The sequence below is a fragment of the Devosia limi DSM 17137 genome (genome assembly GCF_900128975.1).
In the GTDB taxonomy this organism is placed as follows: Bacteria; Pseudomonadota; Alphaproteobacteria; order Rhizobiales; family Devosiaceae; genus Devosia; species Devosia limi.
In genome coordinates this window covers 147,611-163,539 of record NZ_FQVC01000005.1, presented here as the reverse complement: position 1 = coordinate 163,539, position 15,929 = coordinate 147,611, and the positions used below count along the sequence as shown (strand labels likewise).

The 15,929-nt window shown below is 63.8% G+C and carries 15 protein-coding genes; 9 read left to right on the top strand and 6 right to left on the bottom strand.

All coding sequences use genetic code 11. The annotated features are described in order from the left end of the window. Window positions 1-22: 22 nt before the first annotated feature. Window positions 23-1,261 (top strand): penicillin-binding protein activator, encoded by a 1,239-nt coding sequence (locus BUA69_RS09965; protein ID WP_052950800.1) that lies wholly within the window; start codon window positions 23-25, stop codon window positions 1,259-1,261. Between the two features lie 159 nt (window positions 1,262-1,420). On the opposite strand, the gene hemW is transcribed toward BUA69_RS09965, so the two are convergent. The 3 genes from hemW to rph form a co-directional block, all read right to left on the bottom strand. After that, complete coding sequence (hemW, locus tag BUA69_RS09960) at window positions 1,421-2,572, bottom strand: radical SAM family heme chaperone HemW (protein WP_082094004.1); 1,152 nt, start codon at window positions 2,570-2,572, stop codon at window positions 1,421-1,423. Beyond that, on the bottom strand, window positions 2,559-3,206 hold the full coding sequence (locus BUA69_RS09955) for a non-canonical purine NTP pyrophosphatase (RefSeq protein WP_046137204.1): 648 nt from the start codon (window positions 3,204-3,206) through the stop codon (window positions 2,559-2,561). The genes hemW and BUA69_RS09955 overlap by 14 nt, the downstream gene beginning before the upstream one ends. Before the next feature lie 163 nt (window positions 3,207-3,369). Further along, window positions 3,370-4,086 (bottom strand): ribonuclease PH, encoded by a 717-nt coding sequence (gene rph, locus BUA69_RS09950; protein WP_046137205.1) that lies wholly within the window; start codon window positions 4,084-4,086, stop codon window positions 3,370-3,372. Window positions 4,087-4,237: 151 nt separating this feature from the next. Here rph and hrcA point away from each other — a divergent pair, with 151 nt between their 5' ends. Together hrcA and grpE are read left to right on the top strand one after the other, a co-directional pair. Next, on the top strand, window positions 4,238-5,320 hold the full coding sequence (gene hrcA / locus BUA69_RS09945; RefSeq protein ID WP_046137206.1) for a heat-inducible transcriptional repressor HrcA: 1,083 nt from the start codon (window positions 4,238-4,240) through the stop codon (window positions 5,318-5,320). Between the two features lie 99 nt (window positions 5,321-5,419). Further along, window positions 5,420-5,998, top strand: a complete 579-nt coding sequence (grpE, locus tag BUA69_RS09940) for a nucleotide exchange factor GrpE (protein WP_046137207.1) — start codon at window positions 5,420-5,422, stop codon at window positions 5,996-5,998. A 117-nt stretch (window positions 5,999-6,115) separates the two neighbouring features. Here the strand turns inward: grpE and pncA are convergent, their stop codons facing one another. Together pncA and BUA69_RS09930 are read right to left on the bottom strand one after the other, a co-directional pair. After that, window positions 6,116-6,754 carry a bifunctional nicotinamidase/pyrazinamidase gene (gene pncA, locus BUA69_RS09935; protein WP_046137208.1) on the bottom strand — a complete coding sequence of 213 codons (639 nt, stop codon included), beginning with the start codon at window positions 6,752-6,754 and terminating at the stop codon, window positions 6,116-6,118. Between the two features lie 21 nt (window positions 6,755-6,775). Then, entirely contained in the window at window positions 6,776-8,563 is a 1,788-nt protein-coding gene (locus BUA69_RS09930) for an aminodeoxychorismate synthase component I (RefSeq protein ID WP_046137209.1), read from the bottom strand. A 168-nt stretch (window positions 8,564-8,731) separates the two neighbouring features. On the opposite strand from BUA69_RS09930, the gene BUA69_RS09925 reads away from it, so the two are divergent. The 6 genes from BUA69_RS09925 (at window position 8,732) to BUA69_RS09900 (ending at window position 15,690) form a co-directional block, all read left to right on the top strand. After that, window positions 8,732-9,064 (top strand): hypothetical protein, encoded by a 333-nt coding sequence (locus BUA69_RS09925; protein WP_046137210.1) that lies wholly within the window; start codon window positions 8,732-8,734, stop codon window positions 9,062-9,064. Window positions 9,065-9,324: 260 nt separating this feature from the next. Continuing rightward, window positions 9,325-11,238, top strand: coding sequence for a molecular chaperone DnaK (dnaK, locus tag BUA69_RS09920; RefSeq protein WP_046137211.1), 1,914 nt, complete (start codon window positions 9,325-9,327; stop codon window positions 11,236-11,238). 477 nt (window positions 11,239-11,715) lie between these two features. Next, complete coding sequence (locus BUA69_RS09915; protein ID WP_046137212.1) at window positions 11,716-12,174, top strand: hypothetical protein; 459 nt, start codon at window positions 11,716-11,718, stop codon at window positions 12,172-12,174. A gap of 219 nt (window positions 12,175-12,393) precedes the next feature. Continuing rightward, window positions 12,394-13,443 carry an alpha/beta hydrolase gene (locus BUA69_RS09910; protein WP_072866534.1) on the top strand — a complete coding sequence of 350 codons (1,050 nt, stop codon included), beginning with the start codon at window positions 12,394-12,396 and terminating at the stop codon, window positions 13,441-13,443. 208 nt (window positions 13,444-13,651) lie between these two features. Further along, entirely contained in the window at window positions 13,652-14,794 is a 1,143-nt protein-coding gene (gene dnaJ, locus BUA69_RS09905) for a molecular chaperone DnaJ (protein ID WP_046137213.1), read from the top strand. 35 nt (window positions 14,795-14,829) lie between these two features. Continuing rightward, the gene (locus BUA69_RS09900) at window positions 14,830-15,690 is read left to right on the top strand and encodes a glycosyltransferase family 8 protein (RefSeq protein WP_046137214.1); all 861 of its coding nucleotides are present in this window, start codon (window positions 14,830-14,832) and stop codon (window positions 15,688-15,690) included. On the opposite strand, the gene BUA69_RS09895 is transcribed toward BUA69_RS09900, so the two are convergent. Next, window positions 15,687-15,896 (bottom strand): hypothetical protein, encoded by a 210-nt coding sequence (locus BUA69_RS09895; RefSeq protein ID WP_046137215.1) that lies wholly within the window; start codon window positions 15,894-15,896, stop codon window positions 15,687-15,689. The two genes, BUA69_RS09900 and BUA69_RS09895, sit on opposite strands and share 4 nt — an antisense overlap. Window positions 15,897-15,929 lie beyond the last annotated feature (33 nt).

The window sequence follows — 15,929 nt, the reverse complement described above, 5'->3', positions numbered from 1 at the left end:
CGGCAGACGAGGGGGATTTCCCGTGACCAGCAAGAGCCAGCCCCGGTGGCTGTGGCGACGCGCTATTGGCGCGGCGCTGGTGTTCACGCTGGCCGCCTGCTCCCCCGGTGACTTTTCCATTGGCTCGCGCCGCCTGTCCTGGCCCGGCGATAGCCAGCCGGGCATGCCACCGCAACAGCAGACCAATCCACCGATATTGCCGACAGCGGCCGGGGAAACCTTTGGCCGTGGTCCGGTGCGGGTGGCGCTGCTCCTGCCACTGAGTGGCGATCCAGCGCTGGCAGGGGTTGGCCGTTCGCTGGCCAATGCGTCCAAACTGGCCATCAGCTTTATCGAGGTCAGCCCCACCATTGCCGAGAATATTACCATCGTGCTCAAGGATACCGGTTCCAGCCCGGCCGGGGCGGCGCAGGCCGCCAGCGCCGCGGTACAGGAAGGCGCCAGCCTGATTCTGGGACCGCTGAAGGCCGACCAGGTGACGGCAGCCGGATCGGTGGCGCGCTCGTCGGGCACGCCGCTGATCGGGTTCTCCAACAATTCGGCGGCGGCGGGGCCAGGAGTCTATCTGCTCAGCGTGTTGCCGGAAGCCGAACTCAAACGCAGCCTGGCCTTTGCCGTGGGTCAGGGTCGGCGCGGCTTTGCCGCCATCATCCCGGCCACCGACTATGGCCGAGCGCAGGAAAAGGCCTTCCGGCAAGCGCTGGCCAGGATCGGGCTACCACCGGGACCGATCTACACCTATAGCAGCCAGGCGGAAGCGCGCAGCATTATCGATCAGGCCCTGCCACAGCTTCGCAATGGTGGCATCGATGCGCTGTTCATTCCCGACCGTGACGCAGCACCAAGCTTCGGCATGCTGATCGAGCAGGCCGGTATCGACCGCGGTGGCCTGACCATTATCGGGTCGGCCGATTGGGAGGGGGACGCGCGGATCGCTGGGACGACCGGGCTGGCCAGTGCCATCTATCCCAGCGTCGATCCGGCTGGATTGCAGGCGATCACCGGCGAGTACCAGGCCAGGTTTGGCGCGCCACCGCATGCGCTATCAACCATCGCCTATACCGCCACGATCCTTGCCAATGTGGGGAGCCTCTCGAAGGCCAATCCGCGCTACAACCAGATCCTGATGACCGCCGCCGCCGGCTTTAACGGCCGCGATGGCGTGTTCCGCTTCCTCGGCAATGGACAAAGCGAATATGCGCTGGCGATCAAGCAGGTCGGCAATGGGACCACGACGGTGATCGACGGACCCAAGCTCTAGTTCTTTTGGCGTCGTGCAGTTTCACCCCACCGCACGGCGCTGCCCGCGGACTTGATCCGCGGGTCATTGGCAGCGCATGCAGGGGGAGAGAGGCCCACGGATCAAGTCCGTGGGCAGCGTGGTGGGTGGGGTCAATTAGGACCCGGCAACCGACAGTGCTCAGGCGGCGAGATCGGCCACCACCGCGTCCAGGACCGGCCAGCCGCGATCGGTGACGCGGATATTGCCGTTGGGCAGCGTCTCGACAAAGCCATAGCCCTTGAGATCGTCGATCTGGCGCTGGTTGATCTTGCGACCGCTGAGGGCAGTGAAGCGCTGGGGCGAGATGCCTTCGCGCAGGCGCAGGCCCATGACGAGGAATTCGTCGCCCTGTTCTTCCCAGGTCAGAACGTCATCCACCACCATGCCATGGCCCTGGGCCACGACCTTTTTCTGCCAGTCGAAGGGCAGCAATTCGGCGGCGGTGGCGTGGCGCTGGTTGTTGATCAGCAGGCGGCCATGGGCGCCCGGGCCGATGCCGGCATATTCGCCATAGCGCCAATAGAGCAGGTTGTGCTGGCTCTCCTGGCCGGGGCGGGCATGGTTGGAAATCTCGTAGGCGGGCATGCCGGCCTGGGCGGTCAGTTCCTGCGTCATCTCGTAGAAATCGGCGGCCAGGTCTTCGTCCGGCATCTTGAGCTTGCCAGCCTGATGCAGATCGAAATAGCGCGTGCCCTGCTCGATGGTCAGCTGGTAGAGCGAGATATGGCCCTTGGCCAGCCACAGGGCTTCCTTGAGTTCGTCTTCCCAGTCTTCCAGCGTCTGGTGCGGGCGGGCATAGATCAGATCAAAGCTCGAGCGCTCGAATACCGACTGGGCAATGCGCACGGCGGCAACCGCTTCCTCGACCGAGTGGCGGCGCCCAAGTTCGGCCAGCGGCTTTTCGCGCAGGGATTGCACGCCCAGCGAAACGCGATTGACCCCGGCGCCACGGAAACCCTTGAAGCGTTCGACTTCGACGCTGGTCGGATTGGCCTCCAGCGTGATTTCGGCGCGGGTCTCCACCGTCCAGTGCCTGGCGATGGCGTCGATGATGCGCTCGACCGCCCAGGGGCTCATCAGCGATGGGGTACCACCGCCGAAAAAGATCGACTGCACGACGCGGCCCGGAGCAAGGCTGGCCGCATGAGCGATCTCTCGCTCATAAGCCTCGACATAGCTTTCCTCATCGAACGCACCGCGATGGACGTGCGAATTGAAATCGCAATAGGGGCATTTGGAGGCACAGAAGGGCCAATGCACATAGACCCCGAACAGATCATTGCCGCTCAATTGCGCCCTCGACAAATTTTGCAAAGGCCCGGGCGCGATGGCTAAGGCCCATCTCGCCCGGGGCCCAGCTGTGTTTCATGGCGCTTGGCATCTGGCCAAACGTAATGTCGTAGCCATCGGGCATGAACACCGGATCGAAACCGAAACCGATATCGCCACGCGGCGGCCAGACCAGCGTGCCCTCGACCTTGCCCTCGAACAGCCAGTCGCGGCCATCGGGATGGGCGAGGCAAAGCGTGGCATTGAACGAGCCACGGCGCTGGCCGGGCGTCGTCGCATTGGCGGCCTGCAGCGCGTCTTCGACCCGCTTCATGCCATGGGTGAAGTCCTTGTCGGGGCCAGCCCAATTGGCCGTATAGACCCCGGGCTTGCCGCCCAGTGCATCAACACACAGCCCCGAATCATCCGATAGCGCCAGCATGCCCGAAGCCGAGGCTGCAGCATGCGCCTTGATGCGGGCGTTTTCGGCAAAAGTGGTGCCGGTCTCATCGGGCTCAGACAGGTCAAGCTCGCCGGCCGAGACGATCTCTAGACCGAAGGGCGCGAACAGTTCCTGGAATTCGCGCAGCTTGCCAGCATTGTGCGAGGCCAGAACCAGCCGGTCGCCGTCGCGCAGGCGCAAGGATGGGGTCATCGTTGGCCTCCGCGAGTCTTGCGTTCGGATGGGCGCTGGGACTGATCGAGCGCCCGGGCAATATCGTGCCAAAGCGCGCAATTGGCTGCAATTGTCGGCCGAACTGCCTCAGGCCGGCGGGACGCGGGCTGGGGCGCGGCGGGTTTATTGCGGAATAGAAACCTCATGCGGAAAGCGCCGTCTGTTGCAGCAGGCTCAACTCGCCAATGCCCTGTTCGGCCAGCGCCATCAACGCATCGAGCTCGTCGCGGCTGAAGGGGGCCTGTTCGGCGGTGCCCTGAATTTCCACGAACTTGCCGGTGCCGGTCATGACGAAATTGGCGTCGGTATGGGCTTCGACGTCTTCGAGATAGTCGAGATCGAGCACCGGAGCGCCGCGATAGATGCCGCAGGAGACCGCAGCGACCGAGTCGCGCAGCGCCTTGCCCTTGGTCAGCTTGCGCTCGTCCATCCAGGCAATGGCATCGGCCAGCGCGACATAGGCGCCGGTGATCGAGGCGGTTCGGGTCCCGCCATCGGCCTCGAGCACGTCGCAGTCGATGGTGATCTGATTTTCACCCAAAAGCTGCAGGTCGACGATGGCGCGCAGCGAGCGGCCGATCAGGCGCTGGATTTCCTGGGTACGGCCCGACTGCTTGCCGGCCGTGGCTTCGCGTCGGGTGCGGCTGCCGGTGGCGCGGGGCAGCATGCCATATTCGGCGGTGACCCAGCCCTGGCCCTTGCCGCGCAGCCAGCCGGGCAGGCTGGTTTCAACCGATGCCGTTACCAGCACCTTGGTATTGCCGAACGAGACCAGGCACGACCCTTCCGCCTTCATCGCGACATTGCGCTCAATCGTCACTGCGCGCATCTGGTTGGGTTCACGTCCGGAAGGCCGCATCGGCAAATCACCTCAAAGGGGTCGGGAAAAATCCCATTAACCGCCTCTTAACCCTCCTTGGCAGCCCTCACAAGCGCCCGGCGCTTGGCGCGCGGTCACAAACCGCTTAAATGACTGACCAGGGTTAAAGCGGAAGATTTTATCTAGTCTCATGTCCAAGCCTCCCGAAGACTTCCTGGCCGTGCTCAACACCCGTAGCCAGGACATTTTCAAGAAGATCGTGCAACGCTACCTCGATACCGGCATGCCGGTGGGGTCGCGCGATCTGTCACGCATGCTTGAGGTGGGGCTATCGCCCGCCTCGGTGCGCAATGTGATGGCCGATCTCGAAGATCTCGGCCTGATCGCGGCGCCGCACACCTCGGCCGGCCGCGCGCCGACACAAGAGGGCTTGCGGTTCTTCGTCGACGCGATGCTCGAAGTGGGGGCCGTCGATGAACGCGAGCGCCAGCAGATCGCCAACAATATCGAAGGCCAGGCACGGCAGGGCCAGGTCGAGGATCTCCTCACCGAAGCCAGCCAGCTGCTGTCCGGGCTCAGCCAGGGCGCCGGGGTGGTGATTGCCGCCAAGGCCGACATGGTCATGCGCCATATCGAATTTGTGCGGCTCGACGCCAATCGGGCCATGGCGATCCTGGTCGGCGAAGACGGGCAGGTGGAGAATCGCATCCTGGCTTTGCCGGCGGGCCTCACCGCCAGCACGCTGCAGCAGGCGAGCAATTACCTGGCCCATCACGTCATCGGCCGCACCATTGCCGAAGCCCGAAAGGTGCTGGCAGCGCAGCGGGCCGAGCAGCGGGCCGAGCTGGACGAATTGACGCAAAAGCTCGTTGATGCCGGAATTGCCACCTTGTCGCAGCCTTCGGCCTCAAGCCAGCCGACGGTGATCGTGCGCGGCCGAGCCAACCTGATCAATGACACGATGGCCTCCGACGACCTGATGCGGATGCGTCAGCTGTTCGACGAGCTGGAGAGCAAGGACGGGCTGATCGACCTGCTCGGCGATGCGGAAAAAGCCCAGGGCGTGCGCATCTTTATCGGCTCCGAAAACAAGCTGTTTTCGCTCTCAGGCTCATCGGTCATCCTCTCTCCCTACAAGGATGCCAATGACAAGGTCGTCGGCGTGCTGGGGGTGATCGGGCCGACGCGGCTGAACTACGCCCGGATCGTGCCGGTGGTGGACTATACTGCCAATGTCATCACCGCGATGATGGCGCGCAAGCGCGGGCGCTGAACCCTGTGCATGCCCGCCCGGCACCGGGCAGGCTTGAAATCCCCCCCGCATTGGCCGATATGCGGGGACAAAACCAGTATCATTACGGAAGTAGCAAAGATGAGCGACGAGAACGCCTCGCAGGACGAGACCCCCGAGATCGATATTGCCGCAGCAGAGCCGGTGATCGACCCGGTGGAAGCGCTGCGTGCCGAGAACGCCGAACTCAAGGACCGGGTGCTGCGTACGGTTGCCGAAATGGAAAACCTGCGCAAGCGCACCGAACGTGAAGTCGCCGACACCCGCAGCTATGCGATTTCCGGCTTTGCCCGCGACATGCTGAGCGCCACCGATGCCCTGAGCCGGGCTCTGATGGTGTTGCCGGCCGATGCCCGCGAAAATGCCGATGCCACGACCACCTCGCTGATCGAGGGCATCGAAATGACCGAGCGCGAAATGCAGCGCCTGCTGGCCAAGCACGGCGTCAAGCCAATCGAGGCCGAGGGCCAGAAGTTCGATCCGCACCGCCACCAGGCCATGTTTGAAGTGCCCGATCCCACCCGGCCGGAAGGCACGGTCGTGCAGGTGGTGCAGACCGGTTACGCCATTGGCGACCGCGTGCTGCGCCCGGCCATGGTCGGCGTCGCCAAGGGCGGCCCAACCCAGGCGCCCGACGTAGCGATCGACAAAAGCGTCTGATCGAGACCAGACAAACGTCTGATCGAGACCAGTCAAGCGTCTAGACCAAGCAAAGGTGCTTGGTCGGGATCGACAACGTTTCACGTGAATCCCCGCGCAAGCGGGGATTTTTCGTTTCTAGTCCAGGATGTCCTGGCTCTGGATGCGCTCGACGCCGGCTTCGGCCATGGCGGCCCAGGCTTTGGCAAGGGAGCCGGCAGTGTCGATGCCGCGGGTGGCATCGTCGATAACGGTGACGTCGAAGCCGGCGGCAGCCGCGTCGATGGCGGTCCAGCCAACGCAGAAATCGGTAGCCAGGCCAACAACATAGACCCGGCCAAGGTCGCGCTCGCCGAGATAACCGGTCAACCCGGTGGGGGTCTGGCGGTCGGCTTCCTGGAAGCCGGAATAGCTATCAATCGCCCGGTTGTAGCCCTTGCGCAGGACCAATTGGGCATGGGGGATGTCGAGATCGGCGGTGATCTCGGCGCCGTGGCTGGACCAGACGCAATGGTCGGGCCAGAGCACCTGGATGCCGTAATCGAGCTCGACGGTTTCGAACGGGGCCTTGCCAACATGTTGGCTGGCAAAGGAAATATGGTCTGCCGGGTGCCAGTCCTGGGTTAGCACGACATGGCTGAAGCGCCTGGCCAGATTGTTGATCAGCGGCACGATGGCGTCGCCATCGGCGACGGCCAGGCTGCCGCCGGGCAGGAAATCGTATTGCATGTCGACGACGATCAGGACGTCATTGGGGGCGATGGTGATGGCGGCCATGGTCTGAAAGTCCTTTTAAGATCAGAGTTTTACCCATTCGGCGCGGAGCAGGCCGCGGACGGAATTGCCCAGCCAGATGGCATCGGCCGTGGCGAGATCGGCAAGGGTCAGTGTCTGTTCCTCGGCCTGGCCATTGGCGAGCAGTTCGGCGCGCAGGGTGCCGGGCAGGAGGCCGGCCGAGAGGGGCGGGGTCAGCAGCTTGCCGTGGCGCTCGACGAACAGGGAGGTGATCGAGCCTTCGGTCAATTCGTTGTTTTCGTTGAGAAATACCACTTCATCGACGCCATGGGCGGCGGCGGCGCGCTGGCGCGGCTCGTCGTAAAAGGCGCGATTGGTGGTTTTGTGGGCCAGCCAGAGGCTTTGGGAATCCAGGCGCTCCGGGGCGATGACGAAGCGGAAAATCTCGGGATTGGGGGGCAGCTGGGTGGCGGTGATGTGGGGGCCATGGGCATCGAGCGTCAGCCGCACCCGCATCGCTTCATCGCCGAAATTGGCCGCTTCGGCAGCCAGCATGCTGGATAGCTTGCTGGTATTGCTGGTTTCGCTGGTGAGCTGGAAGTAGCGGGCGGAGGCCTCCAGACGGGCCAGATGCCGCTCGAGCAGCACATAGCCCCTGTCGGGATCCCAGAGCAGGGTTTCGATCAGGGTGACCGGCTGGGCCTTGTCGGAAAAGAACGCCATTTTGAGCAGGGCCTCGCGATATTCATCTTCGGCGACACTATCGGCGACAATACCTCCGCCAATGCCGATTTCGCCATGGCCGGCGCGATCGATCACTGCGGTGCGGATGGCGACGTTGAGGGTGAGATCGCCATTGGGGGCGAACCAGCCGATCGAGCCGGTATAGAGCCCGCGCGGACCGGCCTCGACATCCCGGATGATTTGCATGGCGCGCAGCTTTGGGGCGCCGGTGATGGAGCCGCAAGGGAAGAGGTTTTCCAGGATGGCGGTGGTCGAGACCCCGGCGCGCAGGCGGGCCTTGATGCCCGTCGTCATGGTGTGCAGGGTCCGGTAGGTTTCGACGGTGAAGAGATCGGTGACCTTGACCGAGCCGATCTCGGCGATGCGGCCGAGATCGTTGCGCAGCAGGTCGACGATCATCAGGTTTTCGGCGCGGTTCTTGTCGTCGCCGGCCAGTGCGGCCCGGCCGGCGGCATCTTCGGCGAGGGAGCGGCCGCGCTTGAGGGTGCCCTTCATCGGGCGGGCCGAGAGCTCACCGCCGCGATTGCGGACAAACAGTTCGGGCGAACGCGACAGCACGACATGGGTGCCGGTATCGAGATAGGCGCCATAGGCCACCGGCTGCCTGGCGACGAGATCGCGATAAAGCGCCAAGGAATCGCCCTCGAGCTGGAAGCGGGCCTTGAAGGTGAGGTTGACCTGATAGGTATCGCCAGCGGCGATCAGGCTTTTGACCTGATCGAAGGCGACCCGATAGGCGGGCAGCTCGACACTGGGGGTGATGGCGACAGCCCGCCCGGCAGAACCAGCATGTGCTGCAAGCTGCTGGTCGACCTCGGCGGCACTCAGGCGCCTGGGCGCATCATAGAGCCCGAGCCAGAGCAGGGGCGTGGCGCTGCGCTCCGGCAGGAGCGGGGCCAGCCGTTCCTCGAAGAGGAAGCCGAGCTCATAGGCGAGGTAGCCGGCAGCCCAAAACCCGTCTTCGCGGGCGGCTTCGAGCCGGGCCAGGGCGACGGTGGCTTCGGCAGCGCTGTGGGCGACCAGGACTTCGCGCGGCTGGCTGAATAGCAGGTTGTCACCCGCCGGATCGAGATTGTCGTGGAGTAGGACTGTGCCGGCGCTGAACATGGGGGATGTTCTAAAGCGGGGTCAAGGATTTGGGAAGATTGACGGGCGCGCCCGTCGGCAAAATATAGCCCCGCCAGTGTTGCGCCGGGCCTAGGCGACATCGAAGCGATCTGGCAGATACAGCTACCGGCCGCGAATCCGCGACCGGCATGAGGGAAATCCTTTAAGATGAACAAGTCTATTCTGAGTGGCCTCGCCACCCTGGCACTGCTGATGACTGCCCTTCCGGCAGCAGCGCAGACCGTGGAATTCACGCTGACCAATGACAGCACGCAGGCATTGCACTTCTTCTACACCTCGCCCAGCAACGAAAACGACTGGGGCGATGACCTGCTGGGCGATACCGGCACGCTGGAAGCGGGCATGGAAGGCACGGTCACCATCGGCGATGGTTCGGACCAGTGCCTGTATGATTTCAAGTTCATCACCGGCGAAGGCAATGAGCTGATCGTCAACGAGATCGATATCTGCACGCTGGCGAGCTATACGCTGAGCGAGTAGCGGCATAACGGTCCGCGGTCCGCCGAAACTGTCGGCGGGCCGCCCCAACCGGAGATTTGCCCGGGGACGGCCTCTGTCAGCGCTGCCCAATCGCCTGAATCTGGGATGAGTGCGCTTGAAGCCAATCAGCGCCCCCCCTATATACCCCGCAGGCCCAGCGATGGGCACATTCAACGACTAAGGAACCCGGCCGGCAACGGCCACGGAACTGCTTCGAAAGAGGGGTTTCAAACGGGTTTGCTGAAAGAGAGGCAAGAGTTATGGCTAAAGTTATCGGTATTGACCTGGGCACCACCAATAGCTGCGTCGCAGTGATGGATGGCGCTACCCCGAAGGTAATCGAGAACGCAGAGGGTGCACGCACCACTCCCTCGATGGTTGCCTTTTCCAAGGATGGAGAACGTCTGGTTGGCCAGCCGGCCAAGCGCCAGGCCGTGACCAATCCCGAAGGCACCCTGTTTGCCGTCAAGCGCCTGATCGGGCGCCGCTACGACGACAAGGTCGTGGCCAAGGACAAGAACCTGGTGCCGTTCAAGATCGTTTCGGCCGACAATGGCGATGCATGGGTGGAAGCCTCGGGTGAAAAGTATTCGCCCTCGCAGGTTTCGGCCATGATCCTGCAGAAAATGAAGGAAACCGCCGAAAGCTATCTCGGCGAGACCGTCACGCAGGCCGTCATCACGGTTCCGGCCTATTTCAACGACAGCCAGCGTCAGGCGACCAAGGATGCCGGCAAGATTGCCGGCCTGGAAGTGCTGCGCATCATCAACGAGCCGACTGCTGCCGCCCTGGCCTATGGCCTGGACAAGAAGCAGGCCGGCACCATCGCGGTCTATGACCTTGGTGGCGGTACCTTCGACGTGTCGATCCTGGAAATCGGCGACGGCGTGTTTGAAGTGAAGTCCACCAATGGCGACACCTTCCTGGGTGGCGAAGACTTCGACATGCGCCTGGTCGATTACCTGGCCGACGAGTTCAAGAAGGAGCAGGGCATCGACCTGCGCAGCGACAAGCTGGCGCTGCAGCGCCTGAAGGAAGCCGCTGAAAAGGCCAAGATCGAGCTCTCGAGCGCGACCCAGACCGAAATCAACCTGCCCTTCATCACTGCCGATGCCTCGGGCCCCAAGCACCTGACGCTCAAGCTGACCCGCTCGAAGCTGGAAAGCCTGGTCGACGACCTGATCCAGCGCACCATCGAGCCGTGCAAGCTGGCGCTCAAGGATGCCGGCGTCACCGCGGCCCAGATCGACGAAGTCGTGCTGGTCGGCGGCATGAGCCGCATGCCCAAGGTACAGGAAGTGGTCAAGCAGCTGTTCGGCAAGGAGCCGCACAAGGGCGTGAATCCGGACGAAGTCGTGGCGCTGGGCGCTGCGATCCAGGCTGGCGTGCTGCAGGGCGACGTCAAGGACGTGCTGCTGCTGGACGTGACCCCGCTGTCGCTGGGCATTGAAACCCTTGGTGGCGTGTTTACCCGCCTGATCGATCGGAACACCACGATCCCGACCAAGAAGAGCCAGACGTTCTCGACCGCCGAAGACAGCCAGTCGGCCGTGACCATCCGCGTGTTCCAGGGTGAACGCGAAATGGCCGCCAACAACAAGCTGCTGGGCAATTTCGACCTGGCCGGCATTCCGCCCGCACCGCGTGGCGTGCCGCAGATCGAAGTGACGTTCGACATCGACGCCAACGGCATCGTCAACGTTTCGGCCAAGGACAAGGGCACCGGCAAGGAGCAGGTGATCCGCATCCAGGCTTCGGGCGGTCTCAGCGACGCTGACATCGAAAAGATGGTCCAGGAAGCCGAGCAGAATGCCGAGGCCGACAAGCAGAAGCGCGAGGCTGTCGAAGCCAAGAACCAGGGCGAGAGCCTGATCCACTCGACCGAGAAGTCGCTCAAGGAATATGGCGACAAGGTTTCGGCCGAGGACAAGGGCGCCATCGAAGCCGCTGTCGCCGACCTCAAGGGCGTGATCGACGGCGACAATGCCGAAGTGATCAAGGAAAAGACCAGCGCGCTGGCCGAAGCCTCGATGAAGCTGGGCGAGGCCATGTACAAGGCCAGCCAGGCCGAAGCCGAAGCCAAGGCCAATGGCACCGACGATGACAGCGACGACGATGTGGTCGACGCCGATTTCGAAGAGGTCAAGGACGACGACGGCCAGAAGTCGGCCTAAGCCGGTTCCGAGCTGACCAGATTGAAGGGGTCCGGCGCAAGCCGGGCCCTTTTTTGTTTGTGGGGCTTTTGGTCATGGGAGGAAGCTTCTGGTTCGTCACCGGGTCATTCCCGCGCAGGCGGGAATCCACTCTTTTGATGGTAGGCGCGAACCAAGAATGGATTCCCGCCTGCGCGGGAATGACTCCGAGGTTGAGACTGCAGCGGAGAGATCTTGGCCCTCGCGTCCTACACAGATCGCGCCACAACCTCCGCGCTGTCCCCGGGCTTGACCCGGGGATCACTCGACGCATGTGCCGCGCTGAGAATGGCCCACGGGTCAGGCCCGTGGGCAGCGCGGTGTTTGGGGAGGGTTTGGAGGCATCGTATCGGGGTAGTTGAGCCTGACATAGCCTTGGCGGGCAGCCTTGACTTGCGCGTAAATGTCGCGAGCCGCCTTTGTCCTAGGTTTCCGGCGCGCCATGGCCTATGATGGCCCATGAACATTCCAGACCCCCAGACCTTCACCGATCCCGAAAAGCTGCGCAAGCTCATGGCCAATGCCGTGCGCCTGGGCTACGAGGATCTCGCCTTCAACTGCAAACTGCGCATTGCCGAGATCGCCGGCGCTGCCCAGGACGACGTCATCGAGCGCGAATTCTGGACGGCGCTGATCGCGGCCGAGGAATTCAAGGCCGCTGCCGCCGGCAAGACCAGCCGCCTCGCCAAGATCCGCACCAAGCATCGCCGTGTCGGCGCCCAGCGCCTGCTGGCCGACATGATGATGGAAGAAGCGGTCAGCGACGGTTTTGAAACGCTGGTGGCGCATGGCCGCGCCGAGCTCACCTGCGAAGCCATCGTGCTGCGCCACGAAGACCAGTTCAGCGTCGATGCCGTCAATGCGGCCCGCAAGAAGCTGATGGACCATGGCGTGGCCATGACCGATATCGCGGCCTGATCACCCCGCGTTTTCCGCCGGGTTCGATTGCCGTTTCACGTGAATCAGCCCCGCAGCCCCGGACCGTTCCGGGGCTTTTTGTCGTCCCCGCAAGCCGTTTTGGGTGAAAGCCCTCAAATGGGCACTTTTGAGCCCAAGATTCGGCCGATTGAGGGACTGCAAGGAACAGTGGCTGCATTGCCCCCTGGCAACGCAGCCCGACCGAGCACCGAGGCCCAGATGACCCAGACCATAGCCAGCAGCGGCGGCGACAGCATTGGCCGGATTGCCGAACTGATCGGCGGCGATCCGATGAGCCGAATCGATGCCGATATGAAGCACGTGCTGGATGCCCTGGCAGGCCTGGGCGCCCGGCCGCTGGAATCGGCGACACCGGGCGCGGCGCGGCGCCAGCCCAGGCTGGCCGATGCCGTCACCGCCATTCTGGCGCGGCAGAACCGCAGCCAGGGCGATGATGGGGTGGAGGCCGAGGCGATCACCATCGAGGGCGCCGAGGGCGAGCTGGGGGCACGACTCTATCGCCCGCCCGGCCTGTTGAGTCGGCTCAATCCGATGATGCTGTATTTTCATGGCGGCGGCTTCGTCACCGGCGATCTCGACAGCCACGACGCGACGGCGCGGGCACTGGCCCGGCGCACCGGCGCCATCGTCGTGTCGGTCGACTACCGGCTGGCGCCCGAACACAAATTTCCGGCGGCCCATGAGGACGCCCACGCCGCCTGGCGCTGGCTGGTGCAGCGGGCGCGCGACCTCGGCGGCGATCCGCGCCGCATGGCGGTCGCGGGGGAAGATGCCGGGGCGAACCTGGCCGCCCATATCGCCATCCGCGCGCGCGATGCGCATCTGACCCAGCCGGTGCATCAATTGCTGATCCATCCGATTGCCGGCAGCGATCTCAGCCGCCCCTCCTATGGCGAAACGCTGCGGGCGCGGCCGATCGGGCTGCCGGCCATGCGCTGGCGGTTCCGCCATGCGCTGGAAAACAGCGAGCAGATCAGCGATGCAAGGATCGACCTCGTGGCCCGCCAGGATCTGGCGGGGTTAGCGCCGGCCACCATCGTATTGGCGCAGATCGATCCGCTGCGCTCGGAAGGGGAAGCCCTGGGCGAAGCGCTCGAGGCGGCTGGCGTCGCTGTCAGCGTCCTCAGCTATGACGGGGTCACGCAGGGCTTTTTTGGCCTGGGGCTGCTGGTCAACAAGGCGCTGTTCGCCCAGTCCGATGCCGCCCAGGCCCTGGGCCGGGCATTTGCCCCGGCGCGACACAGCTGAGCCTCCCCGGTTGCTGGATCGGACTGACCTTGCTATGCAGCGCTTTGCCGCCCTTTAATGGTCTGCAGCCTCATGTCCCCTTGCGGGATGTGGGGTTGATTGCCATTTAGGGGGAGAGTTTACGGATCGATCGACAATGACGCTGGTGCAGGCGCGCCCATAAGGGTGCGACGTGACGGCGTCTCAGCAAGACTTTCGGAGAACATACTTGGCCAAACGTGATTTCTACGAGGTGCTCGGCGTTGCCAAGGGCGCCGACGATGCGGCGCTCAAAAGCGCCTATCGCAAGCTCGCCATGCAGCATCACCCCGACCGCAATCCGGGCAATGCCGAGGCCGAAGCCACGTTCAAGGAAATCAGCGAAGCCTATGACACGCTCAAGGACGGCCAGAAGCGCGCCGCCTATGACCGGTTCGGGCATGCCGCCTTCGAGAATGGCGGCGGGCGTCCCGGCGCCGGCGGGTTCGGACCCGAGTTCACCTCCTCGATGTCCGATATTTTCGACGACATCTTTGGCGACTTCATGGGCGGTGGCGGCCGGCGTGGCGGGCAGGGCGGTGGCGCGGCCAAGCTGCGCGGCTCGGACCTGCGCTATAATCTTGAAATCTCGCTCGAAGAGAGCTTTGTCGGCCGCACCGTCGAGATCGACGTGCCGACGCTGGTCGGCTGCGTCACCTGCGACGGCTCGGGCGCCAAGCCGGGCACCGGCACGCATGCCTGCCGCCAGTGCAATGGCCATGGCAAGGTGCGCGCCGCCCAGGGATTCTTTACCATCGAGCGGACCTGCCCGGTCTGCCAGGGCCGCGGCCAGATGATGGACCAGCCCTGCACCGATTGCAGTGGTCAGGGCCGGCGCCAGGAAAACCGCAAGCTCAGCGTCGATATCCCCAAAGGCATCGAGGATGGCACGCGCATCCGGCTGGCCAATGAGGGCGAGGCGGGACTGCGCGGTGGACCGCCGGGCGATCTCTACATCTTCATTTCGATCAAGCCGCACGAGCTGTTCCACCGCGATGGAGCCGATCTTTATGCGCGCGTGCCGATCGCCATGACCACCGCCGCCTTGGGCGGGGAATTTGAAGTGCCGACGCTCGACGCGATGCGCGCCAAGGTCAAGGTTGCCGCCGGCACCCAGCCGGGGCAGCGCGTGCGCCTCAAGGGCAAGGGCATGCCGGTGCTGCGCAGCAAGGATACCGGCGATCTCTATGTGCAGCTCGATATCGAGACGCCGCAGAACCTCAGCCGCAAGCAGCGCGAGCTGCTGGAGGAATTCCAGCGGCTGACCACGGACGAGACCAATCCGACCTCGGACGGGTTTTTCTCCAAGCTCAAGAAGATGTTTGAAGCCTAGACGCTGGCCAAGTCCGCAACAGGGAAGGGCCCGGCGTGATCGAGATCGCACTGACGTTCGACGATAATTACTGGGCCCCCGCCTATGCCACGATGCGTTCGGTGTGCCTGACGACGCACCGGACCAGGGACCTGCGGTTCCATCTGCTGCATACCGGGCTATCGGGCGAACACCGGGCGGCGCTGGAGAGCATTGCCAGCGATTACGGGGCGCAGCTCAATTTCATCGACCTCGATGGCTCCGATATTCTGGGCAAGCGGATCGAACAATTCCCGCGCATAAAGATGCGGCGGTTCCGGCCGATCATCTATGCGCGGCTGTTCCTGGGCGACCTGCTGAATGCGGGGATCGAACGGGTGCTGTATCTGGACAGCGACACCTTTGTGCGCAGCCCGATCGAGATGCTCTACGATATCGACATGAAGGGCGCGGCCATTGCCGCGGTGCGCCAGCCCGACCGGCTGCACTGCATTGCCGGCACCGACCTGCGCACCCGCAATGCGTTTTCGATGGCCGAGCCCTATTTCAATTCCGGGGTCATGCTGATCGACCTGACGCAATATCGCGACATGGATTTCGTCGCGGCGCTGGTCGATAACCTGCCGCAATCGGAAATCGAGATGTTCTACTACGATCAGGACATCATCAATTTCGCCTTCCGCGACCGGTTCCTCGAGCTCGACAATCGCTGGAACCTGCAGAATCCGGAGCCGGCGCATGAAGCGTTCGATCCCCATATCCTGCATTACTCGGCGCTGGCGCGGCCCTGGAAGCTGTGGACGCGGGTGGCCTTCAAGCGCACCTATCGGCACCTGATGACCAATGCCTATTTCTACCAATACCGGCGCGAAACCTGGATGCGCAGGGCCAAGAGCTGGCTGCGGCTGGGCAATTAGGGCAGGGACAACTCGCTGGCGTCCAGCTCGCGCGCCAGGCCATCCAGCGCGGTGCGGGCGGCGGCGGCTACGTCATCCAGTGCGGTGCCATAGGGCACTTCCAGGCCCAGCCGCTTGCCCGGATCATCCGACCAGATGAACGAGACATAGGACTTTTTGGCCTGCAGATCGTGGCTGAGCCCGGTGACGACAAGTTTTTCCGCCATTGCATCCTCCTGCTGCCGATAGGATAGGCAGGC